At 42.1% G+C, this 24,528-nt stretch carries 21 protein-coding genes and 1 pseudogene; 4 read left to right on the top strand and 18 right to left on the bottom strand.

Annotated features, from left to right (window positions below):
* Nucleotides 1-53: 53 nt before the first annotated feature.
* The 4 genes from Xsto_RS04950 to Xsto_RS04935 form a co-directional block, all read right to left on the bottom strand.
* Entirely contained in the window at nt 54-1,451 is a 1,398-nt protein-coding gene (locus Xsto_RS04950) for a phage tail sheath family protein (RefSeq protein WP_099124257.1), read from the bottom strand.
* A gap of 25 nt (nt 1,452-1,476) precedes the next feature.
* A complete protein-coding gene (locus Xsto_RS04945) occupies nt 1,477-2,535 on the bottom strand; it encodes a phage tail sheath family protein (protein ID WP_099124256.1) in 1,059 nt (352 codons plus the stop codon).
* Nucleotides 2,536-2,573: 38 nt separating this feature from the next.
* The gene (locus tag Xsto_RS04940) at nt 2,574-3,023 is read right to left on the bottom strand and encodes a phage tail protein (protein WP_099124255.1); all 450 of its coding nucleotides are present in this window, start codon (nt 3,021-3,023) and stop codon (nt 2,574-2,576) included.
* 554 nt (nt 3,024-3,577) lie between these two features.
* A complete protein-coding gene (locus tag Xsto_RS04935) occupies nt 3,578-4,036 on the bottom strand; it encodes a GNAT family N-acetyltransferase (protein WP_099124254.1) in 459 nt (152 codons plus the stop codon).
* A 140-nt stretch (nt 4,037-4,176) separates the two neighbouring features.
* On the opposite strand from Xsto_RS04935, the gene pdxR reads away from it, so the two are divergent.
* The 3 genes from pdxR to Xsto_RS04920 all read left to right on the top strand — a co-directional run bounded on the left by pdxR (nt 4,177) and on the right by Xsto_RS04920 (nt 6,984).
* Entirely contained in the window at nt 4,177-5,649 is a 1,473-nt protein-coding gene (gene pdxR / locus Xsto_RS04930) for a MocR-like pyridoxine biosynthesis transcription factor PdxR (protein ID WP_099124253.1), read from the top strand.
* Nucleotides 5,650-5,941: 292 nt separating this feature from the next.
* Complete coding sequence (locus tag Xsto_RS04925; RefSeq protein ID WP_099124252.1) at nt 5,942-6,133, top strand: hypothetical protein; 192 nt, start codon at nt 5,942-5,944, stop codon at nt 6,131-6,133.
* Nucleotides 6,130-6,984: an SPFH domain-containing protein gene (locus Xsto_RS04920; RefSeq protein WP_099124251.1), complete on the top strand. Its 855-nt coding sequence runs from the start codon at nt 6,130-6,132 to the stop codon at nt 6,982-6,984. The genes Xsto_RS04925 and Xsto_RS04920 overlap by 4 nt, the downstream gene beginning before the upstream one ends.
* Nucleotides 6,985-7,046: 62 nt before the next feature.
* Here Xsto_RS04920 and Xsto_RS04915 read toward each other — a convergent pair whose 3' ends face one another.
* The 9 genes from Xsto_RS04915 to Xsto_RS04875 form a co-directional block, all read right to left on the bottom strand.
* Complete coding sequence (locus Xsto_RS04915) at nt 7,047-7,529, bottom strand: DUF3592 domain-containing protein (protein ID WP_099124250.1); 483 nt, start codon at nt 7,527-7,529, stop codon at nt 7,047-7,049.
* A 47-nt stretch (nt 7,530-7,576) separates the two neighbouring features.
* Nucleotides 7,577-8,152, bottom strand: coding sequence for a DUF4291 domain-containing protein (locus Xsto_RS04910; protein WP_099124249.1), 576 nt, complete (start codon nt 8,150-8,152; stop codon nt 7,577-7,579).
* A 185-nt stretch (nt 8,153-8,337) separates the two neighbouring features.
* Nucleotides 8,338-10,323 (bottom strand): flagellar biosynthesis protein FlhA, encoded by a 1,986-nt coding sequence (gene flhA, locus Xsto_RS04905; RefSeq protein WP_422646220.1) that lies wholly within the window; start codon nt 10,321-10,323, stop codon nt 8,338-8,340.
* Nucleotides 10,324-10,432: 109 nt separating this feature from the next.
* A complete protein-coding gene (flhB, locus tag Xsto_RS04900) occupies nt 10,433-11,584 on the bottom strand; it encodes a flagellar biosynthesis protein FlhB (protein ID WP_099110913.1) in 1,152 nt (383 codons plus the stop codon).
* 226 nt (nt 11,585-11,810) lie between these two features.
* Complete coding sequence (locus Xsto_RS04895; protein ID WP_099124247.1) at nt 11,811-13,037, bottom strand: MFS transporter; 1,227 nt, start codon at nt 13,035-13,037, stop codon at nt 11,811-11,813.
* A gap of 17 nt (nt 13,038-13,054) precedes the next feature.
* Nucleotides 13,055-13,768, bottom strand: a complete 714-nt coding sequence (locus tag Xsto_RS04890; protein WP_099124246.1) for a 2OG-Fe dioxygenase family protein — start codon at nt 13,766-13,768, stop codon at nt 13,055-13,057.
* A 12-nt stretch (nt 13,769-13,780) separates the two neighbouring features.
* Nucleotides 13,781-15,142 (bottom strand): ATP-grasp domain-containing protein, encoded by a 1,362-nt coding sequence (locus tag Xsto_RS04885; RefSeq protein WP_099124245.1) that lies wholly within the window; start codon nt 15,140-15,142, stop codon nt 13,781-13,783.
* A gap of 153 nt (nt 15,143-15,295) precedes the next feature.
* Entirely contained in the window at nt 15,296-16,465 is a 1,170-nt protein-coding gene (locus tag Xsto_RS04880; RefSeq protein WP_099124244.1) for a KamA family radical SAM protein, read from the bottom strand.
* Nucleotides 16,466-16,622: 157 nt separating this feature from the next.
* Nucleotides 16,623-18,020 carry an alanine/glycine:cation symporter family protein gene (locus Xsto_RS04875; RefSeq protein WP_099124243.1) on the bottom strand — a complete coding sequence of 466 codons (1,398 nt, stop codon included), beginning with the start codon at nt 18,018-18,020 and terminating at the stop codon, nt 16,623-16,625.
* A gap of 312 nt (nt 18,021-18,332) precedes the next feature.
* On the opposite strand from Xsto_RS04875, the gene Xsto_RS04870 reads away from it, so the two are divergent.
* Entirely contained in the window at nt 18,333-18,911 is a 579-nt protein-coding gene (locus Xsto_RS04870; RefSeq protein ID WP_099124242.1) for a recombinase family protein, read from the top strand.
* 15 nt (nt 18,912-18,926) lie between these two features.
* Here the strand turns inward: Xsto_RS04870 and Xsto_RS04865 are convergent, their stop codons facing one another.
* The 5 genes and pseudogenes from Xsto_RS04865 to guaB form a co-directional block, all read right to left on the bottom strand.
* Nucleotides 18,927-19,736, bottom strand: a complete 810-nt coding sequence (locus Xsto_RS04865) for an alpha/beta fold hydrolase (RefSeq protein ID WP_244590338.1) — start codon at nt 19,734-19,736, stop codon at nt 18,927-18,929.
* A 580-nt stretch (nt 19,737-20,316) separates the two neighbouring features.
* Nucleotides 20,317-20,523: a hypothetical protein gene (locus tag Xsto_RS21040; RefSeq protein WP_141554489.1), complete on the bottom strand. Its 207-nt coding sequence runs from the start codon at nt 20,521-20,523 to the stop codon at nt 20,317-20,319.
* Nucleotides 20,524-20,944: 421 nt separating this feature from the next.
* Nucleotides 20,945-21,150, bottom strand: a pseudogene (locus Xsto_RS21850) (Arm DNA-binding domain-containing protein); the annotation flags it as partial.
* Nucleotides 21,151-21,298: 148 nt separating this feature from the next.
* Nucleotides 21,299-22,876, bottom strand: a complete 1,578-nt coding sequence (gene guaA, locus Xsto_RS04855; RefSeq protein WP_099110908.1) for a glutamine-hydrolyzing GMP synthase — start codon at nt 22,874-22,876, stop codon at nt 21,299-21,301.
* An 82-nt stretch (nt 22,877-22,958) separates the two neighbouring features.
* Nucleotides 22,959-24,425 carry an IMP dehydrogenase gene (gene guaB, locus Xsto_RS04850; protein WP_099110907.1) on the bottom strand — a complete coding sequence of 489 codons (1,467 nt, stop codon included), beginning with the start codon at nt 24,423-24,425 and terminating at the stop codon, nt 22,959-22,961.
* Nucleotides 24,426-24,528 lie beyond the last annotated feature (103 nt).

Raw genomic sequence — 24,528 nt, 5'->3', positions numbered from 1 at the left:
AATTGGGTGAGATAGGCACTGTCAATACAGTGCCTTATATTTAATCGCGGAGATTACTGCATGACATCCTGTGTAAATTGCAGGACGATAAACTCAGCCGGCCGAACTGCCGCCAGACCCACTTTCATGATCATTTTGCCTTGTTTGATATCCGTATCAGACATGGTGATACCCTGACCAATTTGAACGAAATAAGCTTCTTCCGGGGTGTTGCCCATCAGGGCATTCTTTTGCCAGATGGCATAAAGATAGTGATCAACGGCAGCCTTGACACGCATCCAGATTGGTTGATTATTGGTTTCAAATAACACAGCCCGCAGTGCCTGACGGATATCACGTTCAACGGAATTGAACAGGCGACGGACAGGAATGTAGCGCCAGTTGGTGTCGTTAACCTCTGTGCAAGTACGGGCTCCCCAAACCATAAAACCACGGCCTGTAAATGATCGGATAACATTAACGCCTTTATCATTCATGTCACCTTGCCGAGCATCATCAACTATATCTGTCAGCCCTTTGATACCGGTAATTGCAACATTTGCCGGGGCTTTCCAGACACCACGCTGGCTATCTGTTTGACAATAAATTCCGGCAATGACGGCACTAGGTGGAACAATCGTATTCTGCTCTTTCTCCTTTAATTGGGACACAATTCTTTGTGCAAATTCGTTATCTATCCCCTTAAGTTCTTTCAGATTTTTAGGGGGATTTCCATCCGTTCCATTTTGATATCCGTTAATAATAATGCCTTCATCGTCGGGCAAAAGAAATTTCAAGTCCGTTTTCAAATTAGGATAATAGGTGGCAGCCTTAGAAGTATTTCCAACGCTATCTAATTGATCACCATTTGGGCTATCAGTTATCAGGAAATAACCTACTTTGTTACCACTCAATAGTGGCGTTACAGCCGTGTAAACACTCTTTTTATAATCCGCATCATCTTCCGGACAAACCAATAGAGTGATATCCCCTTGTTGCTCAATCAGTTCCGGAATAGTTGCCAAAACTGATTCATCGTTAGCATCATTTAATGGGCAGATATAACAAGCCCCACCCCCATTTTGAAAGTATAATTGTAAGGCTGTTATGGTGGGGGATAATGTGATTGATTGAATGTCGTGAGTCCATTTGGGTTTATCTTCATCCTGAGAAAATATGTGTCCTTCAGCACTTGTCGATATTTTTCCTTCATTTTTCGGAGGTGAAGATTTAATTAAAACCTCTGTTCTGGGTGCCAAAGAAAAAGCGGAAGTAAATTCAAGCCAATTATTGATACGGATACAGGATAGGATTAGCTTTACTGGAGTTGACTTTACTGGAATTGGCTTTACCGTGTTTAGGGTAAACTTACCGATAAAAACAGGTACAGCAGTCGGGCTATTACTGACCGACAATGCAACGGAAGCATCTTCTTCAATATAAACACCGGGGCTTTTGAGAGTGACTGGCATGATAATTCCTCATCAATCAATATGATTAACGCTGTTCTATATCTTGCGTAAATTGGAGGATGATAAATTCCGCAGGTCGAACAGCAGCCAGACCGACTTTAACTACCATTTGTCCCTGATTAATTTGGTCTTCTGTCATCGTAATTCCCTTGCCAATCTGAACGAAATAAGCTTCCTCTTCTTTGCTGCCCGCCAAGCCGCCCTGTTGCCACAGATTATGAAGGTAATTGCTGATTGCCGCTCTGACACGTTCCCACGTTGGTTGGCTGTTAGGTTCAAATACAGCAAAACTCATGGCGCGCTTAACATCTCGCTCGACAGTATTGAATAAACGACGCACAGAGACATAACGCCAATTATCATCGTCTTTCAGCGTTCTTGCCCCCCAAACGGTAGTACCCGTATTACTGAAATTCCTAATCATATTGATAGCGCTACCGGAGGTATATTGACCTTGTTCATCATCTGTAACTAAAAACTTAGGGGTTAAGCCTCCTTTCAAAGAAATATTGGCCGGTGCTTTCCACACTCCGCGTGATAAATCAACGGAGGCATATACTCCTGCTATAGCGGCACTGGGTGGAATAGGTATTTTTGCCCAATCAACTTCCAGCCACGGATAATAGACTGCGGCAAACTCCGTGGGCGTGTATTTCGCATTATTGGGAGTCAACTTTCCTTCAGGTCCATCAAAAATAGCAAATAGCCCTTTTCCCGGCTTACATAAATTATCTACTGCTGTTTTAATATCTTCACCCGCAGCAACCAGCAAAGTGACATCATCTAAGGTTGGGATTACTTTTTCTAAATCTGAAGTTTTGATGAGATAACAATAACCTCCACCATTGGTAAAATAAGCCCGCAGAGAAACTGCTAATTTATCTTCTGCGTCAAATTTATTTGATACCTTATTAAGGTACTCTATCCAGGAATTAATTCGGAATGCAGTCTTTTCGGCAATAATAATTTTATTATCTTTATTCACTGCAAATACAGGAACAGCAGTGGGACTATTGGAGATAGATAAAGACAGGCTATTTAATTCTTCAATATAAACGCCAGGATAACTGGTTTGAATTACCATAAAAAGTTCCTTATGCCAAATAATTAATTATCAGTGTTTCAAACAGCTTGCACAGTTACACGATCGGCCATTAGTGTAATTTCCTGAACAGCTATATCATTGCTGGTGGCATCAAAGGAAGGTGCCGTCAATGAAGTCGGAAAACAATTGGCGACATTCCAGGTCATTAATAATTCAGTACCTGCATCATTGGTTAAACTAATGGTAATATCTTTTTTCTCAACTTGGTTAAGTTGAATTGAATTAATCCAGTCAAATAATTCTGTTTTACCGGGAAAAATACCTTTACGCAGAGTAATATTAATAGCTTTCTGTTGACCGGGCATTTTATAGTAATTACCAATACCATCGCGATATTCAATAGTTTCATATTGAATATCCAATCCGGAAACACTATTAAATGGAATGTGGTCATCCCCAATAGAAACAACGAAGCGATAAGAAGGAATAGGATATTCAACAGCAATTTGAGATGTGCTTGTGGACATAATAGCCTCTCTTAAAATAAGAATGGTTATATTAAAATAGAATGGAAAGAGATATATTCAGATAAAGCTACCGCCGCAAAATGAAAACATCAGTCATTTTGAAAATTTATTTAGTTAAATATATTATTCTTATACCAATATTTATCGTGCCGAAAAAGCCATATTGAGTACATTGCTAATAATGCAAATTGCTTTTTAAGCAAATTTAATTAATTAATTTATTTTTGCAGTACTTAAATAACATTTAATAATAATTAAAAATAATTCTACGAACAAATCAGAATCATTAAATAAAAATTAATGCAAGATAAAAATTAATCATAAATGAAAGTTGTGGAACGATAATTTAGGTTTAGCTTAAATGGATGTGTCTCTTTATTTATCTGAAAAACGACTAACATATTATTACAACAAGATGTTATTCTGGATATTATAACTAATAGCATAGAGTTAAACTGGAAATAAATTGAAGTATTAAAGCATTAAATTATTTTTCTTTTGTTAAAGAAAAATACCGATCCTGAAGATCGGCATATTTCTTTAACACAAACCAATTATAATGACATACGATATTCAATCATGCCTGACTTTTCAGCTACCCAGTTATAAAGGCGCTGACCACGTAGATTCGTTTCATGAGTATGCCAGTATAACCGCCCACAATGTTGTTTTTGTGCTTCATGCTGGACAAATTCAATCAGCTTTTTACCGATATGACGCCCTCTGAACTCGGGTGAAACAAAGAGATCTTCAAGGTAACAAAAATCAGTTTCAGACCATGTAGCACGGTGATAAAGATAATGAACAAAGCCAAGAATTTTACCACTCTCTAATGCGACCACACAGTGCATGGGTTCTTTTACATCAAAAAATCTGGCCCACGTCTTTTCAGTAATGTTTTTAGCTAAATCAACTTTATAAAAATCCTGATATGCCTGCCAATAAACCAGCCATTGCGAATAATGTTCAGGAAAAACAAATTCAATAGTAACCGGTAATAAATTATTGTTCATGATAACTCCTCTCAAATAAAAGCCATCCTATTTGATTTTTCTCGTAAAAATCATAATGACGAAATGACGGAGCAATATTACAATTCCATTTGGTACTTAATAAGATACACTTTTATTATTATTTAAGGATCCACTTTATCATGGTGTGCAAACCACAATCCCCGTTTCCGCATTTACTCTTAAACAATGGCTACATTAAGGATCAGGTTTACCACACGATAAGGAATGCTATTCTTGATGGTCGGCTCACCGAAAATACCAAGATCCCATCCACAAGAGCGCTGGCTGAAATGATGGCAATTTCACGCAACTCCGTAATTGCCGGTTTTGAGCGCCTGATCGATGAAGGATATTTGATAGCACGTAAAGGTTCAGGAACCTATGTGTCAACCACAATCCCGTATGAGTTGGTCACTACAAATCCTCCTCCTGATTACCCGAAAAGAAAAATGATTTCAGCACCAGACCTGAGCGCTACTGCAAATAGGTTGATGCCTTTCTGGGAAAAAATAAAACTAATGAGCGACCAATACCCTATATTTAACATCGGTGTCGGTTGTGTGGATCAATTTCCTCATGAATTATGGGGGCGGTTAATCGGCAGAGTCTGGCGTCACTCTAAAAAAACAATCGGGCAATTTAACCGACCTGATGGCTATCCACTACTAAAAAAAGTGCTGGCTGATTATGTTCATTCAACCCGTGGTGTAAATTGCCGCGAAGATCAAATTATTATTGTTAACGGTACTCAGCAGGCAATCAATTTAGCTGCCCGGGTATTATTACAACCTGATGATAAAGTCTGGTTAGATGACCCCGGTTATGACAGTGCCAGAGCCATATTCACCTCGATGGGCGCACAAATCGCCCCTATTCCTTCCGATGAACAAGGAATGGATATTGCTTATGGTGCAGCCAATCATTCCGATGCAAGGTTAGTTTATACCTCTCCTTCCCACCAGTTTCCGTTAGGAACTACATTGGCACTATCACGGCGTTTAGCACTTCTTGACTGGGCTAATCAACACAATGCATGGATTTTTGAAGACGACTATAATAGTGAGTACCGCTATTTTTCTAAGCCCATTCAGGCACTGCAAGGATTGGATACCACCCATCGGGTCATTTACGCAGGCACCTTCTCAAAAATGCTGTATCCCGGTTTACGCATTGGGTTTTTAGTCGTTCCTGAACCATTAATTGATGTGTTCACGATGATGAAATACTACAACGATACTCTCTCCGGTTATCTGGAACAGGTAGTATTAGCTCATTTCATACAAGAAGGCCATTATGCGCGCCATGTACGTCGGGTCAGAAAAGTATGTTATGAAAGACAAACCGCGTTATTTAATGCCATAAACAGATACCTTTCCCATGTTTTCGATGTGAATATCACTGATTCGGGTATCCATATGGTATGCCGGTTAAAGGACGGTTTTACCGAAAAAGAGATTATTACAAAATGCAGACAATTAGGTTTAGGTGCTCAACCATTATCACGTTACTGTATTCACTCCTTTTCTGATAAAGCGCTTCTTTTCGGCTACGCTGCTCATACTCCCGCCGAAATTAATGAAAACATAAAGCGACTGAGTAACTTACTGGTTTAGGTGCAATCATTGGCGGGTTAGTGATTTCTGAGTGGGGATTAATCAATATCGGCTATGTGGCAGCTGGTATTGCTGCAATAGCTATTTTCATGGTGCCGTGGGTAGCCCGACAAAGACATTAGGTATTTATGTTCAAGGTCAATCAAGTCTGTCTCTCTAACGTTGCTTCTTTAATTTTTAAACCCTATTTCTTTTAAATTAAAAGAATGACATAAGCTGGATTTAACTTTTCCATTTACTTATTGATAAAAAAGTATAAAAATATAGTCGCTTAATCATGGAGAAGATTAATATGAAGCAATATCTATTAATAACTACAAGTCTATTATTATCCTTATTTTTAGTCTTTGGTGTCGCTCCAACACTATTTTCAGCTAAAAGTGATTTATCTGTAGTTATAGCAATTATCATTATTTTATTTGTGGTGCCTGCTATCCTCTATTTCACCATCAAAAAACTAATAAAATGGAGTAAAAATAAATGAGTATTAGAAAGGGATTTATTAAAACAATATTAGTTTCACTTATTGCGGTCGGATTGGCTGGCTGTGAGCGGGCGAAGGTACCCGCCGGAAATGTAGGGATCAAAGTCGATTTGTATGGTTCAGATAAGGGAGTACAAAACGAAAAGTTAGGTACAGGGAAATATTGGCTAAGTTGGAACGAGGAAGTTTATTTGTTCCCTCTGTTTAAGCAATTACATCAATATCAAGATCCGTTTTTGTTTCAAACATCTGATTCTATGTCTGTCAGCGCATCTGTTGGCATAGAATATCGCGTTGTGGAAGAAAAAGTCATTGAGGTATTTAAGACATATCGAGCCGGTGTTAAAGAAATTACAGATAGCAATATTCGCCAATTGATTGCTGACTCTTTAATCAATCATGGCTCAAAAATGGATATTGATAAATTATCTTCCGGTGGAAAAACTCAATTACTGGAGTCAGTAACAACTGACTTGCGTAAACAATTAGAGCCTGTAGGTATTGAAATTCAGAAAGTCAGCTGGCTTGGTAAAATGGATTATCCAAATGAAGTGATTGATGCAATCAATAAGAAAAACAGAGCGGTCCAAGAAGCGCAAATGCGTAAAAATGAGGTTGAGCGCTCTAAGGCAGAAGCTGATAAAATGATTGAAGAGGCTCGCGGCCAAGCGGAGTCCATCAGGTTAAAAGCTCTGGCTGAAGCTGATGCTATCGCATTACGTGGTGAAGCTCTCCGTAAAAACCCAGAAGTTTTGCAACTGGAAGCCGTAAATAAATGGGATGGCGTAATGCCTCAATATTTAGGCAGCGGTGCTCCTATGCCATTCCTTCAGGTAGAGAAAAAGAAATAATAAAAAAGAAGGCGCTTTTCGCGCCTTTTGAATTTGATGCATTTTCTAATCTTTTCATTACATTAAGATACGATCTTACTTCTTTTCGATAGTTTTACTGTTTTGCTTTTTCGTGCTCTAAACAGAGGGAAAAAGCCTATTAGAGAAAATAAAAACCCAAAGAGTGAAAAAATAAGAGTAATACCATAAAGGCTAGAAAAGTTATTTAATTGAGCATTAGCAGGATTATCTTTCAAATAGATAATCTCTAATTTTTCACCAATTTTATAACTGGCTGGATTACTTCCGGAAGAGGAGGTAAATTGAACTTCTTTACCTTCTTCGGTTGTAAAGTTTATAACCGGATGATAATATTTGCTCTCTTTTTTTCCTTTAGACTTATTTGAATTTGAGATATGTAACTCTAATTTTGTAACAACCCCTGTTGTTTTCACCCCATCCAACGTAAGCACTACTGTCGATTTAGCAGAATGAAATGCACCAAAAAGAAATAAAACTCCAACAAATGCCACTAATCCTAAAAGAATTTTATATTTAGTTTCCATAGATTTCTTCTATTCCTTATGATCCACTTTTGTGGAAAAATTTATCTTTATTGCCCAATATAAATTCTTTCTTCCGGTAATAAATCTTTGGCTAAATCCAACTGATTATTTTTTACCAATTCATGGATATGATGTACTGTGTCGGTGATATCCGTGATATTACTAATCCAATGATTAACATAGTTTTCAACAGCCTGATTTCGCAATCCGATTTGGATTGTCCTCTGCTCTAATTTGTTCAATGAGATATCCCTTTCTGGATCCCACTGAATAACAACATCACTGTGTTGTACTTTCTTTTTCCAGACATCTCTTGAATCAGAGAATTCAGAATGATAGTGGCTAATAACACCTTGCTGGATAATTTCCCGGAATCCTTCATGGGTAATGTCAATTGCTAAAATGCGTTTTTGCCCCTCGTCTTTCATCCCCCAGCCGGATCGGTACATCATCCATAAGAATGAGGGTTTGATCCATGTCATGCGTGTCATACTAAAAGGGGGAGAAACAAAAGTATTATTTTGTATAGCGCTATCGGCAATTGAATCTGAAAATGCCTGATATACCCGAATATATTGTTCGGTGTAAAATGCTCGAATCGGATTTTCTTTATATGAAAACATATTATCCTTTATTACCATAACTTAATTGATTATTTAATTAAAAAACATGAATGTAGTTAATTCTAATAATCCATGGTATATCAGGTATATTATGAATAAAAGGAGAAATAGGACAGTAGAAATAAAATAATGATAGATAAACCCCATTTAAAATCATGAGGTTTACCGTAAATTAAGAAGTGAGATTATCTAGCACCACCAATTGTCGCTGTCATTCTTATTTGGCGATTATCGGTAATTTCAAGATTAGAAAGTACAACCAATCGAGGCAGTATACGACGCAGGAAACGTGACAGTAATGGGCGCAGCGCATGATTGACCAACAGTACCGGTGGTGCTCCCAGCATTTCCTGACGCTCCAGTGCTTCTGCCGCCTGACGCTCCAGACTTTCAGCCAGTCCCGGCTCCAGTCCGCCACCGCCCTGCAATGCCTGAAGAAGAATACGCTCAAGGTTTGCATCCAGACCAATCACTTTAATTTCATCCACGCCAGGGAACCATTGCTGAGCAATTGCTCTACCCAATGAAATTCGGATGGCAGCTGTCAGCTCGTAAGGGTCAGTCTGTACCGGTGCATGTTCCGCCAGCGTTTCAATAATGGTTCGCATATCACGGATTGGTACTTGTTCCGACAACAGATTTTGCAGAACCTTATGTAAGGTCGTCAGACTGACAACATCAGGGATAAAGTTTTCTGTCAGTTTCGGCATTTCCTGACTCACTCGTTCGAACAGTTGCTGTGCTTCATGCCTGCCGAACAGCTCACTGGAGTGCTGAGACAATAAATGGTTAAGATGTGTCGCCACAACCGTACTTGCCGCCACCACGGTATAACCCTGTACCTGAGCCTGTTCCCTTAAACTGTCATCAATCCAGACAGCAGGTAAACCGAAAGCAGGATCTTTTGTCAGATCACCCTGTAAATCACCGACTGCTCCGCCCGGATTAATGGCCAACCAACGTCCCGGATGGGCTTCACCACGACCAATCTCTACCCCTTTCATCATGATGCGGTAGCTTGCAGGGGCAAGTTCAAGGTTGTCACGAATATGGACGACAGGTGGTAAATAACCCACTTCCTGTGCGAATTTTTTTCGGATACCACTGATACGGCCAAGTAACTCGCCATTCTGACGAAAATCAACCATCGGGATCAAGCGATAACCGACTTCCATTCCCAGTGGGTCTTCCAACTGGACATCAGACCATGAAGCTTCAGCGGTTTGCTGTTGCTCTTCCACCGCTTTCATCTCTTCATGTTGTGCCGTAAGCGGATCTTTATCCTTACGTAGCAGGAAGTAACCGACTCCCGCTAATGCAGCAGTGAACAACAAGAAGACAAAGTTAGGCATTCCCGGAACTAAACCCAGTAAACCTAATACACCCGCACTCAACATTAAAACTTTAGGATTGTTGAAAAGCTGAGTCACCATCTGCTGACCAACATCTTCGTCAGTCGCTACACGGGTAACGATAACACCCGCAGCGGTAGAGATGATCAGCGCCGGTAACTGTGCAACCAAGCCGTCACCAATGGTCAGCAATGTATAGGCTTCGGCAGCATCACCCAAGCTCATATTGTGCTGGGCAACACCAACAATTAAGCCACCGATGATATTGATCACCAGAATCATTAATCCGGCAATGGCATCTCCACGCACGAATTTACTCGCACCATCCATTGAACCGTAGAAATCGGCTTCTTGTGTCACTTCTGCACGGCGTTTTTTCGCTTCATCTTCACCAATCAATCCGGCATTCAAATCAGCATCAATCGCCATCTGTTTGCCGGGCATTCCATCAAGTACAAAGCGTGCACCGACTTCGGCGATACGCCCCGCACCTTTGGTGATGACCATAAAGTTAATCAGGATAAGAATGACAAACACAACAATACCAATGGCAAAGTTACCACCGACAAGAAAGTGGCCGAAGGCTTCTACCACCTGCCCTGCCGCCGCTGATCCGGTATGTCCTTCCATCAGAATGATACGCGTAGAAGCTACGTTCAGTGACAGACGCAATAAAGTCGAAAACAGTAGGATCGTCGGAAAAGCAGCAAAATCCAGTGTCCGACGTGTAAACATCGCTACCAGCAAGACCATGATGGAAAGTGCAATGTTGAATGTGAACAGGAGATCGAGCAAGAATGGTGGTAACGGTAGTACCATCATCGACAGGATCATGAGGATCAGGACAGGCCCCGCAAGCATTTGCCACTCGGAACCTTTCATATTCCCCGGTAAACGATTCCCTGATAAACGTAATAATGAGGCCAGATTAGCCATGACGATTATTTTCTCCAGCAAAATCCAGTGCTGGCGGCACTGGCAGATTTTCAGGTGTTTTTGGTTTCAGGCCACCTTCCCGTTTCCAACGTTTCAATTGGTAAACCCAGGCAAGCACTTCAGCAACGGCAGCATAAAGTGCCGCCGGAATAAAGCCCCCCACTTCAGCATGACGGAATAACGCCCTTGCTAACGGAGGAGCCTCCAATAACGGAATTCGATTTTCCGCACCAATCTCTTTGATACGCAAAGCAATAAGCCCAGCCCCTTTAGCCAGTACTTTAGGCGCGCCCATTTTGTTACTGTCATACTGTAAAGCTACTGCGTAGTGAGTCGGGTTCGTGACAATGACATCCGCTTTCGGCACATCCGCCATCATGCGCTTACGTGCAGCCGCACGCTGCTGTTGGCGAATCCGCGCTTTTACATGTGGATCCCCTTCCTGCTCCTTAAATTCATCCTTGATCTCCTGACGGGTCATTCTCAGTTTTTTCAGGTGGCTGCGGATCTGATAAAGCACGTCAAACGCCACCATCGGTATCAACATAAACAGCACAATGTAGCCTGCAAAAATCAGCATCATCATGGCATCACTCAATGCCACCAGCGGTGGTTGAGTCGTCAGGTTCAGCATGGCAGGCCAGTTCGCCCAGATAAATAGTGCGGCTCCTCCTCCTACCAATGACGCTTTCAGAATTGCCTTGAACAACTCTGCCAACGCATTCATGGAGAAGATCTTCTTCAGACCCGCAATCGGATTCAGTTTAGTCAGATCAAATTTGATGGATTTCGAACTGAATATCAGCCCGCCCATTAACGTTGGTGCGCTCAGGGCAATCAAAACCAATCCGGTAAACACAGGCAATACTGCCCAGACAGCTTGTTTCAACAAGCGCCCCACCTGTTGCACCATCTGTTTATCATTACTGACCATGTTATGGTCAAAATTAAATCCTTCGAATACCATCAATGAAAGTTCGTGAGTGAGTGATTGTCCGCTCATCCAGAGCAAACTGACACCTCCCGCTAACATCAGGATAGAAGTGAGTTCCTTCGAACGCGCTATCTGCCCCTCTTTTCGAGCTTTTTCCCGTTTATGGGGCGTGGGTTCTTCGGTTTTTTCGAGATCGCTATCTTCAGCCACAGCTTTCCTTGGTGAGCATTCGTTATTGCATGCAGGAAATTTGCCCTTAACAAGATTCAGCAAAGGGCAAATAAAATATTGCTAAGCATGACAAAAGCAGCGAAATTCAATGGCGGGAACACTGCGGAATTTGCGGGGATATTTGGGGCATTATACGCCCCATGAATTAAAAGTATTCAGTGCAGCCAATAAGGTAAGAATTTCGAAGGTGGCAGATAGATGAAATTCACACCTTACTGACTATAAAACGCCGTGCCCATATCAAAATCATAACTAGTACGGCCAGTGGTAAACCGTGGAATATGATAATGACGGTGGAAGGTGGCAACCAGACGTAGAACGGTGCGACCAATAGCATTCCTATCCCAAAACCTGTCATTTGCAGTAAGGTCAGAAGACTGAAAATGGGCAATCGCAGACTTTCTGGTTCACTTTGTGCCCGGGAAATTAAACTCACTTCTGCAATTCCATCCCCAATCCCTGCCCAGCCTGCAAACACCAGCAACCAAAGCTGGTCAGTTTGTTGAAACGTCAGGATAAAGCCCGTTGACATCAATGCAACACCGAGAAAAAACAGTTTTTCCATTTTCAATAAGTTGCGACTACGTAGCAAATAACTGGCTAAACGCGCACCACTGAATTTTCCCACCGCCCACGTTGCCAATAACAGGCCCATTACCGTACTGGCATTATCCGGATTCAGGAGTTTGGAAATGATAGGAAAACCGACGTTATGGGCAGCACTGCCCAGTGTATCCGCCAGACTGAGAAATAACATTCCGGCAAGTATCGGTGCTCCGCGTAACCCAAAACGTAATTCTCGCCATTCGTTCCCCAAGGCCCGTGATCCCTGTGACTCAGGTTTGGTGAGAAAACGCAGTGGCATAATCAATATTGCCGCCACCAGATAGGTAATGATATTGACAATAAAAACCATTTCGTAACCACTGCCGGCAACCAGTAGACCGGATATCAGACTGCCAAGCACTGCGCCGGTAGCCGCAACAGAAGTCAGCCAGGAATTCGTTGATATACGTTGTGAAGCACATACCCAATGTGGGAGCTGGCTGTTTAACCCGATGGCAAACATTGAGTTACCCAGCCCAATCCCAAAAGCAATCGCCGGTAAGATCAATAATTGCTGTGAAACCGGAATTATCAGTAACAAACACAGCAATAAAACCCGCAATAAATCGAAACAAACCAGCGGCCATCGCCCGGCATATCGCCGGAAAAAAGGAGTTCCAATTAAACTGGCAATAACCCCACCAGCAACACGACAAGCCAGAAAAATACTGACGTGCATGACACTGTTACTCAGCAGGTAAACGTAGGTGGATAACGCCACCATATTCAGAAATGCGCCAAAATCAGAGACAAACCTCGCACTCACGATAAATAACGCATTACGGCCAGACCAACGCACATTCAAACTATTTTCCGGACTTAACATTATTATTAGCTCTCTTATTATTCAGGAGACTGCCGGAAGGTGACCAACAATAAATCCCGAAATGCCTCAGAGGTAGGAGATATTTGCCGAACATTGCTCGCCCGATGATAAAGTTGTTTGTCATCTATTGCGAGCGTTTCCAGAAATTTAGTCATCGCTGTTTGCAGTAAAGGCGGGGCTTCATCGCTACTTACATGAACCTCAGAAATCACAGGAGCAATATTATTGCCCTGAATAAAATGCATAAAAATCCACTCCTGCCCATCCTGATGAATACCGGAAGTCGTCGGGCTCTCTTTACCTGACAAGGCTTTGACCCGGAATTGGTGAATATCAATTGAATAGCGATAACCTTTTACTGATCGTTCGCCTAAGATAGCAATATTCGTTGAAAGAATATGTTGCATAATAGGATGGTTAATAAACCCTTCTTCCACATAACTAAGCTGGTTAGCTCCTTTTGTATATTCAACGTCATAGATTACTGATGAACGATATTCACTGTCTCGGTTAAGTCGCAAAGGATTTTCCATGCCGGGATAATAGTGGTAGCGCAGAATTCGCCTTTCCCTATGCGTATAGTTTTTGAAATTCTGATCCAGCACTAAATTATTCCAATAATTTTTAAATGTTCTGGCGTCTTCTTCATAATATGAAATCAGTTCATCAAAATGAGGAATATGGCAATAATGCTCATCCATTAATTGTCTCGAAATTTCTGCAATTCGCATGAGTGACGGCCCTTATAAAATTGGAGTAATAATGGGTTTTACATGTTGTATTATTTCATCGTGTAATGCATAGGCATGGAAAGCATTATCAACTTTTGCCCAGCACCTTATCAGGTAATGTTCTTCTGTTTCTGCATTAATATAACAGCCAGCCGGCTGAGTCCGACATTCGATGACACAAGCGTTGTTTTTGATGTATTCCATATTTTCTACTCCATGAAAATAACCGCTATTTTCTGGGTAAATAGCTAACATGGAGTAATGCTGTTTGCCTGTCATAGCCTGTTGTTGGCCTTGTTTAATCTGAGCATCAATATCTTTCTCATGTAAAAGAATAGAAAGATAAAGCTGATAAGGATTTAATCCTGCAACATCACGAAATGCGGTACTTACAAATAAACCACCAAGCCGCGGATTAATTTCAATAACTACCGGGCCATCCGCTGCCATGCGGAATTCAAGATGAGCAATAGAATAGTTCAATCCGACAGCTTGTATGCAAGCAATGGCATAATCTCTGATTTGTTCCTGTTCTGTTTCGGTAAATGAAACAGGCGGAGAAATAAGCAGGTTCTCTAATATCGTATTATTTTTTTCAGTCAAAATCAGTTTTTCATTTATTAATATCGGATAAGTTTCATCCTGAGTCATTACACACTCAACTGTACCTTCAATACCCTCAATATATTCTTCCAGCAGAATACTTTGTCCGGGCTGATTGAGGAGTGATATACCATCAGCGGTAAAATAGGTCTCAGTCATTCCCAGAAACTGAATTGAAGCGGTAGATTTATACTGTATTTTAAATAATTGGTAATGAGATTGTAATTCAGACCAGTTATTGCATTTCTTAATAAAAACTGAACCTGCGCCAAAAGGTGGTTTTGCTATAACCGGATAACCAATTATTTCTGCCTGCTTATATAATTCCTCTTCACTATTACACAATGCATAATTTATTGATCTAATTCCGTGCTTTTGTAATGCCTGACGCATAAGGAATTTGTTGTTACAGGCAGCAATAGAAGCAGAAGACGTGTGAGGTATCCCGATTTTTTGGCAGATTTCAGCAATAATACAGCCCAACTGTCCATAAGCAGAAGCCTGTCCCGCATAGCAGAGAATTGCGCACAGGTTGTAAGTCTGTTGCAAGCTAATAACAAATTCCTGCAAGGATTCAGCCGATAACGATGCCAGGAAAAAAACTTCATCACTGTCAGCAAAAAGCCGTTCTGTATTCTGACGGCCTTTATGCGCTACCGTCAGGCAAGAGATTCCCATCTTTTTTGCTTCTGCAAAATGAGGTTCCCGGTAGTAATAACGTGTTACATCCGCTTCATCAATATCAACAAATAGAATTGCATTCGGTTTCATGTGATATCCTCAAAATACACGGGCTATATACCCTTATTATTCCAGATCGCTGAGCGACTGAATGACTTTCAGCCGTCAGCCACCTGAAATCTATCGGGTATAAATTTATTTTTGAATTTATTAAATTAACCGTTGATAAAACAATAAATGAGATTAATTATCTAGCCATTCACATTGTTCATTTTTCCAGTTAATAAAACGATAATAATGTTGACTACCACGCGTTTCGAAATAAGGAATTCCATCAGGATCCGTGAATAGTGGAACAGTAAATTTCCCCTTCATATGTGGCAAAACATATTCCGGCAAGGCAATGTTAGAAACCCGGCGCTTGAGTTTTTTCATGATAGAGATGCCATCATTAATTGAGGCTTTGTATTCGGAAGAACCCGGCGAGAAAGGCATAAAGTGGTAGAGATAATAAGGTTTCACACCGATACGGTAAAGCGCTATAAATAACTTATGCAGTGTTTCTTCACTATCATTAATTCCACGTAAAAAAGGCATATTGGAAAAAACAATCGGCACAACTTGTTGGATGCGACGCACCGCAGACTGGAATTCCTCACTAATTTCCAATGGGTGACAAATATGTACACCAAAAGCATTAACCCGATATTTTTCCAGAGCTTCTAACAGATTATCGGTAATACGGTAAGGATTAAAAGTGAGAGCACGAGAATGAATACGAATTAACAGGTCATCCCTGATTTCTCTGATGGCAGCGAGGGATTCAGCTAATTTGTTATCCGTCAGCATAAGCGGATCACCGCCGCTCAGGATAACTTCTTCGATTGAAGGTGTATTCTTGATGTAATCTATGGACTGCTGGAAGGAACTACGGCCTGCGTTGGATTTACCAGAATCAACTTTCAATGTCCGCAGGGCTTCAAAACAGAACTGACAGTAGGAATTACAGGCATTTACCATGCGCAAAATGACTCGATTGTCATATTTATGCTGGCAAATAGGGGTTTTCATTTCATCATTCAGTTCCCAGTTTTCTGATTTCCCATCATAACCATTCAGCTTTTCTTCACTCCAGAATGGAACAACTTGCCGCCATAGCGGGCTTGCGGTGATATCGTCAGACTGGCTGGTGACTAAAATACGACGCAGATAATAAGGGGTGACCTGCATCTTTTGCCCATATAGATTATGTTGAATACGCTGGGTTATTTCTTCACTCCATCCGCCACAGGCTAAACGTAAAGCTTCTTCATCACGGATGGCATTTTTTTGCTGCCAGCGCCAGTCAATCCAGTTTTCAATTGAAGTGGTCAAAATTTGCTGAGAATGAGGTACGACATGGCTATATTTCATTATTATTGCCTCTAATTTTCATTATTATATTAATTGCATTAATTTCGTACCTCTCATAAATAGCATGCTCCCATATCTCAATCTGTGCGTTAGGCCTGATAACACTCAGCTGGAGACATAGGAGCAATTTCAATTTATAGCTTTTATTTAATAATTATTAATCTGTTTTCATTGCCGTTTTAATTTCAATGCTGTTTGCCTTAATTTCAAGGCTGTCCGCATTCACATCATGGATATGATCTTTGGTCAAACGGTATACCACCGGGCTTAACAGGGCAATCGCAATTAAGTTAGGGATAGCCATCATTGCATTGAGTGTATCAGCTAATAGCCAAACTAAGCTTAGTGACTGAGTCGCGCCAATTGGCAGGGCAATGATCCAGACAATACGAAAAGGTGTAATGGCTTTCGTTCCAAATAAGTACTGGATACATTTTTCACCGTAGAAACTCCAGCCTAAAATAGTCGTGAAGGCAAAAATGGCCAGAGCAATCGCAACAAGGTAGTGCCCCCCCGGAATCACTGCTGAAAAAGAACTCGCTGTTAGTGTTGCGCCGGTTTCACCTGTCAGCCAACCACCGGTAATGACAATTGTCAGCCCGGTAATGGAGCAAACGACAATGGTATCGATAAAAGTGCCCAACATGGCGATTAAGCCCTGCCGGATAGGGTTTTGGGTTTTTGCTGCTGCGTGAGCGATAGGCGCACTTCCCATACCCGCTTCGTTAGAGAATACACCACGGGCAATACCAAAGCGGATTGCAGCCCAGACTGCGGCACCGGCAAATCCACCCTGTGCTGCAACAGGCGTAAATGCAGATTTAATGATCAAAGCGAATGCTTCCGGAATAGCGGTCACGTTAAGCCCCAGAACGATAATTCCGATCCCCAAGTAACCGACGGTCATCACAGGAACCAGTTTACCTGCAACATCAGAAATACGCTTGATACCACCAATCAATACCGCACCCACCAAAAGAACCAGTGCAACGGCCGTAATGGCTTTATCAATACCAAAGCTACTGTGTAGTACTTCAGCAACCGAGTTGGCCTGTACTGTATTACCAATACCAAAACCGGCCATGCTGCCAAATAAGGCAAATAACGTTCCCAGCCAGACCCATTTTTTTCCTAACCCATTTTTGATGTAGTACATGGGGCCGCCCACATAGTTACCGTTTTTGTCTGTTTCACGGTAACGTACCGCCAGCACGGCTTCAGAATATTTAGTCGCCATTCCTACCAATGCTGTCATCCACATCCAGAACAGTGCACCCGGCCCCCCCATGACAATGGCGGTTGCTACCCCGGCAATATTTCCTGTCCCTATTGTTGCGGATAATGCGGTCATTAAGGCATTAAAAGGTGAAATCTGCCCTTCGCCACGTTGTTTGTTTTTTTGGAAAAGTAATTTGAAACCTGTTCCTAGTTTACGGATAGGCAGGAAAGACAGGCGGATTTGCATGAAAATACCAATGCCCAGAAGACCAATCAACATTGGTACTCCCCATACAACCCCGTTTATTGCACCTAACCATTGTGTGATCAGCTCCATATACAACCCTCGGAATTATAAATAACAAGTTAGCAACAAAATTGTTTCAACTAAATAAAGAGCATTTTGAGAAAATAATCGAGAACTAATTGCTCACTCTTGTTAATAAAACTTAATACTGTGAGTATGATCACCGAGTTAGGCGGCATGTTAATGATTTTATTTATTACTGTCCTACGTCATAACAAAATCAAGGACAAAGCACTATTTTGTGAGTTTTTATCACGTAATTTGGTAAATTTTAGGTTTTTATAATTAAAAAGTCGGTATTATTTCCTTCTGAATAGTTCATTACATAATTAAGGATTATCCGTGGCAAAAATTGGTTATATCAGGGTATCAACAAGTGACCAGAATAGTGATTTACAAAGAAATGCATTAGCCAATATCCACTGTGAAATGATTTTTGAAGATAAAATCAGTGGAAGAACCGCCAATCGTCCGGGATTAAAACGTGCATTGAAGCATCTGAAATCTGGCGATACGCTGGTTGTCTGGAAACTGGATCGTCTGGGGCGTAGTGTAAAAAATCTGGTAACATTAATTTCAGAACTGAATGAACAGGGAATTCATTTCCAAAGTCTGACAGATAGTATTGATACCAGTACCGCTATGGGACGTTTTTTCTTCCATGTGATGAGTGCACTGGCAGAAATGGAACGTGAGTTGATCGTCGAAAGAACAAATGCAGGCTTGGCTGCGGCCCGGGAACAAGGGAGGATCGGCGGACGACCTGTCAGATTTACCGAAGAAGATCGGCAACAAGCCGCCAGATTACTGCATAAAGGCCATACCCGAAAGCAACTATCTATTATTTATGATGTATCACTATCAACCATTTATAAATATTTACCCGTGAATTTAGCCTCTACGTCAACCCTTTCAGAGTAAAAACTACGGCTCTGGCTAGCGACGCTGTAAAAAATCGTTGATAACACTCACCCATTCTGTTGGGTTTTCCAACGGAACAGCATGACCACTCTTCACTTCCCTGTACTGGCTATTTTTCACATACCGATGAACTGCTCGTACCAGATAAGGCGGGATAAGCGTATCGTGACTTAAGCCGATAATTAATGTGTCTTTATTTATCCGGGTCAGGTGATCCTTGATATTAGCTGATAATCCCAGAGCTATGCGTTTGTTCGTCTCTTTTTCTGAGGGCCTGGCACAGATTTGATTGAGAGTATCCTGCCCCAGTGATGAAATAAATTCCGGGCTAAGAACATGGGATAAGCCAAAGGCAGTTGCTAAAGCCTGATCACTGTTTTCCAGTTTTAACCAAGTTGTGAACATCAACCTAAAATAGGGATCGTCATTGGTTGCCCACGGAGCAGTCAATACCAATCGGTTCACTAATTGTGGATGAGTCGCGGCAACAACCGCAGCAACCACTGCCCCCAAAGAGAACCCCACTAAATCCACAGGCTCATCGCTACTGTCATTGATAACTGCGACTACTTGCTCTGCAAGGTGTTCAACCGTCAGCTCACCGGATGGCAGACTGGAATTACCACAGCCTGCATAGTCGGGGATAATAACTGCCCGGTCACGATTAAATGGAGTTTTTATCTTTCCAAAACTACTATTTCCATCGCTATTTGTACCATGCAGAAACATCACTGGATTCTGGGAATTTTCCTGATTTTCACTAAAGTCTTTACGATAAGAAACAAATGAATTTGCCAGATGGATCGTTTTTTCGATCGTATGCACTGTCTATTACCCCGCCTAAATTTAAATGATGCTGTTTTATACTCTAAATCAATGAGATAACACTGTGATCTATTCCCAAATCCAGCATATTGGGTATTACTTTGTTTCAGATGATAAAAGAATGCATCATTGTCTACTTTTGGCAGTTTTAACAGCCAATAAAGAAAAAAATAAAATCTACACCTCTATTCAGGTTCAGCGTACATGTCAATTCACTCCGTGATTAGCTGTGGTTATTACAACTAAAACAAATGAAACCCGCCTCCAACCAAACGCTTAACCCACGTCGTTGTTTTTTATTTCCGAACAAATGACCACATCTCACCGACTCAGTTTGTTGACAAAATCGATACTTCACTTCTACCGTCGCCATCTTATTTCTTTCCTGAAAAAATGAGGGATATACAGGGGGAGCAACAAACTGAATGCATGATCCAATTTTGCACTACAAATTCGGTTCCTGAAATTGATACGCTGTTATGTTGAATCGGGTTCAGCCCCGCGACTGCGTCGGCATGGGGTGTCTGAACCCGATTTACACATAACGATATTATGCGCACCTGTGCGCATAATATCAGATTTAATTACTTTGCTGATTCTTTAACTCTATCATTTTGTTTATTTCTTTTGCGTTCCAGCTAGGTCCTGTATAGACGCTATGATGCTGGCTGTACCACCATTCAGGCATCGTATCTGGAAACATTGTGTAATTGCTATCAGCGCACGCAGATAGCAAAGCGCTAATAGCAAAAATTGCTGTCACTTTTAATGATGATAATTTTTTCATTTGATTAACATTATAGTTTGTTTTTGTTGGCACCCACTCTGGTTATTATATCAAAGCGACATTGGTTGAAATTCGCACCTTGAAATCCATAATTAAATTGGGCTGTTTTCCCCACAGACAATACAGCGCTGAAGGCAACCCCCGTCCTGTACTAGGGATAGTCTAAGGTTATCTTCGGGCTTTCAGGTGAACCTGAACAAAACCTAACTGTTTTTCTAGGGGCCGTGGATGTTTTGTGAAGGAAACTTGGACGGCATGATAATCTGGTATCATAGTTTTCGCAAAAAAACTGCTACCTTGAGACCACTATGCCAAGAACTATGTTACCAGCTCCTTTGCGGAATAAGCTATTTTTATTTATGCAACAAAAAAGAGCACCGTCTTACTTTCACCGCATGAGAACGGGATTTCCGTGACGGGACACTTCCCTGATAAATTTGGAAAATGTAATATCGTCAGCGCCATATCTTCCAAGCGTGACAGTTTCACGTCGTCCGTTAATTCGGTAATCATAACGAAACGAGACTGTGCCTGCTTTTGTAACGGCTACATAGAGTCCGTCACGGTCAGAAATCTTGTATAATTTATGGTAGGTTTGAGGTTTTTTAACTTGGTGTCTGTCAGCATAGCGGCATCCATTTTATCGTTCTGATACCGTCAATAATCGCATGCTGATACGGTGAAGCTTGGTGAGGTTTGGGGATGAAAAGACCCTGAAATCAGGGTCTTAATTCAGAAATCATGATGATTTGGTGAGGCTTGGGAAGGCTTTATATCATTCCCACTCAATTGTTGCTGGTGGTTTGCCGCTGATGTCATAGACTACGCGCGATATCCCGCTGACTTCATTGATGATACGGTTTGATACACGGCCAAGGAAATCATATGGCAGGTGTGCCCAGTGCGCGGTCATAAAGTCGATGGTTTCTACTGCACGCAGGGAAACAACCCAGTCATATTTACGTCCATCCCCCATTACGCCGACAGAACGAACTGGCAGGAATACGGTAAATGCCTGGCTGACTTTGTTATACAGATCAGCTTTATGCAGTTCTTCAATAAAGATAGCATCAGCACGACGCAGCAAGTCACAGTATTCTTTCTTCACTTCACCCAGTACACGTACACCAAGACCCGGGCCCGGGAATGGGTGGCGGTACAGCATGTCATATGGCAGACCTAGCTCCAGACCGATGCGGCGAACTTCGTCTTTGAACAGCTCTTTCAGAGGCTCAACCAGACCCAGAGCCATATCTTCAGGCAAACCACCCACGTTGTGGTGAGATTTGATTACATGCGCGTTACCTGTCGCAGATGCTGCTGATTCGATAACATCCGGGTAAATCGTACCCTGTGCCAGCCACTTAACCTGAGTTTGTTTTGAAGCTTCTTCGTCAAACACATCAATAAATACGTGACCGATGGTTTTACGTTTAGCTTCAGGATCATTAATTCCCGCCAATGCGGAAAGGAAGCGATCTTCAGCTTTAACATGGATGATGTTCAGGTCGAATTTACCCTCGAACATGTCCATCACTTGATCCGCTTCATTCAGACGAAGCAGGCCGTTGTCTACAAATACGCAGGTCAGACGTTTACCAATTGCGCGGTTCAGCAGCAGCGCTGTTACTGAGGAATCGACACCACCAGACAGAGCAAGGATAACTTTATCATCACCGATCTGCGCACGCAGACGCTCTACGATATCATCAATGATAGAGGCAGGTGTCCACAGGGCTTCACACTGACAAATATCCAGCACGAAGCGTTTCAGGATGTTCAGACCCTGATGAGTATGAGTCACTTCCGGATGGAACTGTACACCATAAAAACGTTTTTCTTCATTCGCCATAATAGCAAATGGGCAACTATCAGTGCTGGCTACGGTAGTGAAGCCTTCCGGAATGGCAGTAACTTTATCGCCATGACTCATCCACACATCCAGTACCGGTGTACCTGATTCATTCAGTGCATCCTGAATACCGCGGAACAGTTCGCTATCACCTTTCAGCTCAACCTGAGCATAGCCAAACTCACGCTCATTAGAGGTAGAAACTTCGCCACCCAATTGCATAGACATGGTTTGCATGCCATAGCAGACACCCAATACCGGCACACCCGCGTTGAACACATATTCTGGCGCACGTGGACTGTTGTTCTCAGTTGTGCTTTCCGGGCCACCAGAAAGAATGATGCCGCTAGGGTTAAATGCACGGATTTGTTCTTCAGTGACATTCCATGTCCAAAGTTCACAATAAACACCGATTTCACGGATACGGCGAGCAATAAGTTGTGTATATTGCGAGCCAAAATCAAGGATCAGAATGCGATGCTGATGGATATTAGTTGTCATTAGAGGTGAATTCCCAAAACAAGTGGCAATTAAAAAATAAAAAAATCAGTGACCCGCTATTGCGAGCCACTGTGTAAGTAAATTACAGACCTAAACGGTAATTTGGTGATTCTTTCGTGATAGTCACGTCATGAACGTGACTTTCCTGAATACCAGCGCCACTGATACGAACGAATTCTGCTTTAGTTCTCAGTTCATCAATCGTAGCGCAGCCTGTCAGACCCATACAGGAGCGTAGTCCACCCATTTGTTGGTGAACGATATTTTTCAGCAATCCTTTATAAGCAACACGGCCTTCGATACCTTCCGGTACTAATTTATCTGCCGCATTATCAGTCTGGAAGTAGCGATCAGAAGAACCTTTGGACATTGCGCCCAGAGAACCCATTCCACGATAGGATTTGAATGAGCGGCCCTGATAGAGTTCAATTTCACCCGGAGATTCTTCTGTACCTGCCAGCATTGAACCCACCATCACACATGCAGCACCTGCGGCAATCGCTTTAGCGATGTCGCCAGAGAAGCGGATACCACCGTCAGCAATAACCGGTATCCCTGTTCCTTCCAGTGCTTCTACTGCATCAGCAATCGCGGTAATTTGTGGTACACCAACACCGGTCACGATACGGGTAGTACAAATAGAACCAGGGCCGATACCGACTTTAACGGCATTCACACCTGCTTCTACCAGCGCTTTAGCGCCTTCACCGGTTGCTACGTTACCACCAATAATTTGCAGATTAGGGTATTTAGCGCGGGTTTCGCGGATACGCTGCAAAACACCTTCAGAATGACCGTGGGATGAGTCAATCAACAACACGTCTACACCAGCAGCGACCAGCGCATCAACACGCTCTTCGTTGCCAGCACCGGCACCAACAGCAGCGCCTACACGCAGACGACCCTGCTCATCTTTACAAGCGTTTGGCTTACGTTCTGCTTTCTGAAAATCTTTCACTGTGATCATGCCGAGCAGATGGAAGTTATCATCAACAACCAGTGCTTTCTCAACGCGTTTTTCGTGCATTTTCTGCAATACTACATCGCGAGCTTCGCCTTCTTTTACCGTCACCAGACGCTCTTTTGGTGTCATTACTGCGGTAACTGGCAATTCCAAATCTGTAACAAAACGCACATCACGGCCAGTGATGATACCTACCAGCTCGTTAGATTCTGTTACGACAGGATAACCAGCAAAGCCATTACGCGCAGCTAATTCATTAACTTCACGCAATGTTGTTTGTGGCGTTACAGTGACAGGATCGGTGACAACACCACTTTCATGTTTTTTCACGCGGCTGACTTCTTCAGCCTGACGTTCAATAGGCATGTTTTTGTGAATAAAGCCAATTCCCCCTTCCTGTGCCAGCGCGATAGCCAGAGAAGATTCCGTCACGGTATCCATTGCTGCTGAGAGCATAGGCACGTTCAGGCGAATAGTAGATGTTAATTGTGTGGACAAATCCGCCGTGTTAGGCAGAACTGTAGAATGGGCAGGAACCAACAGAACGTCGTCAAAAGTTAATGCTTCTTTTTTAATTCGTAACATGAGCAATATCTCACCAAGCTATGGGGCGTCAATAAGGGATAAAATATTGCCGCGGCATTATACAGGCCGTAATCGGTTGCCTCCAGCATTTTCTGAAAAAATT

The sequence above is a fragment of the Xenorhabdus stockiae genome, assembly GCF_002632825.1.
GTDB lineage: Bacteria > Pseudomonadota > Gammaproteobacteria > Enterobacterales > Enterobacteriaceae > Xenorhabdus > Xenorhabdus stockiae.
This window is presented reverse-complemented; position numbering and strand designations above follow the sequence as displayed.